1 protein-coding gene is annotated in these 1,844 nt (G+C 58.2%); it reads right to left on the reverse strand.

Features of this window, described 5'->3' with window-relative positions; all coding sequences use genetic code 11:
* Window positions 1-1,824 (reverse strand): hypothetical protein (locus Q0239_RS18120; protein WP_298605477.1); only part of this gene is annotated, 1,824 nt, incomplete at its 3' end.
* Window positions 1,825-1,844: the final 20 nt, after the last annotated feature.

The raw sequence follows: 1,844 nt of genomic DNA on the forward strand, positions 1-1,844 counted from the left end.
ACCGGGATAGCCAAGCCGCACCATCGGCTCGCTTGTCCAGGCGCTGCTTGGGTCGTTGCAGGGCAGCCCGGTCAGGAGGAATGTGCCGCCCCGCGTATCGGCATCGGTAAAGCCAAGGATGCCATTGCGCACCAGGCTGCCGACTGTGAACTCGGCTTTGAAACTCTTGGCCTTGCCGAAATAGAGATAGCCCGAATTCGATATCGCATCGACATCGATATTGCCGCACTCGAAACTGTTCCACACGCCGCCGCCGACCTGGCAATAAACCGCGCTGAAATGCCCGCGCACATACATCGAACCGATCTTTATCCGGTTGATCGGGCATCCGGTCAGCGGGTCGGTACGCACTGTCAGGCCATTTTGCGACGTGCTTCCTGATACCGAACGCACCGCGCGAAACTCGCCATTGCAGACAAATTCGCATTCGGCATTGGTTTCCGGGCTGGTGCGCGCCTGATAGGCATCGACCTGTGCGGCGGAACCCAAATGATCCAGCGCATCCAATCCCGCGATGATGACATGGCTGCCATAGGCCTGCAATGCTTCCTGCACCGCGCGGGTAATCACCATTCCAACATTCAATTGGCGGCTGTTCCACGCCTTGAACGTATAGCCCGCAGAGCCATTGCCATCATGGACGACCGGCCCGAGGTCGAGCAGATAGCCACCGACCAGATGAACCAGAGCATCGGCGGGAAGGCCACCAATCCCGATAATCTTCTCGATTGTGCCCTTGGTGCAGTAATTCAGGCTGACGCCCTTTTTGCGGAAACCATCGATCCGCACCGTGCCGCCGCTGAATTCGCGGCACTGATATAATTCGACAGCCGCGCACAAAGTATAGGTAACGTCCGTCTGGATATTCGAAAAATTCAACCGGCCAAGGTCAAAATCCTCAGCAAATTCCAGATTGATCCCGCCATTTTTCAGGTTGCGGAACGTACCGTCGATCTGGAAATTCGATATCCGGTTGCTGACGTCGACGCCTGTTCCATAGAGCGCGGCACCCTTGGGCGATCCAGCAAACCAGTTGGCGGTCGGCGCTGGCAGGTTGGTGCCATCGACGTCAACATCGCCCAGCTGCGAACCGCTGGACAATGTGAACATCGTCGGGCCGGTGTGCCCGACTTGTGCTTGTATCTTGGTCGCATTGCCGACCAGCCCCGCATTGGCAGGGATTGGCATCAAAGCAGCCAGAACGGCGGGTGGGCTGCTATCCAGATAGCGTTTCCAGCGGCGACGGAAACTGGCCATATCCTGCCCGGCCTCGGGCGATCCGATAATTTCTTCGCCCAGATCGATCAGGTCTTCGCGCAAGCCAAGGTCGGCCCCGGTGCCATTGCTTTCCAGCAAGTTTTCGCCGCTAGCATCCCACAAAGGAAATTTGCCTGCGCGCATTGCCTTGGGCGATAAAGTCGGCGCGGACTCGCCGGAAGGAACTTTGACCGAACGCCTGAAATCTTCGGCGCGCTCCTGCAGCGCCATCGCCTGCCGGTCAATTTCCTGTTCCAACCCATTTGCGTGGATCGATTCAAACGGCGGGATATCATATTCCTGCTGCAGGTCGGTTACGCGCTCGACGCGAAAATCATCGGCAACCGGCCATGCAGCCAGCGCGGTTATCGTTCCCGTCCCTGCAGGCCCGCTACCGCCAATGGCATAATCATCGCCCAGCACCAGCACTGTTTCAACGCCGGTATCTGCGGCGATATGCGTGACGCGCAGCTGTTCGGCGGCCAGAAATTGCCAGTCGATCGCCTCGGCGGCCATCGCAGCGCCGGGCTTATAGGTGAAAGGCTGATATTGGGTGGAAACCGTCATTGCCTGCCAAACCATAAAGC

This window comes from uncultured Sphingorhabdus sp. (genome assembly GCF_937872355.1).
Classification (GTDB): domain Bacteria; phylum Pseudomonadota; class Alphaproteobacteria; order Sphingomonadales; family Sphingomonadaceae; genus Sphingorhabdus_B.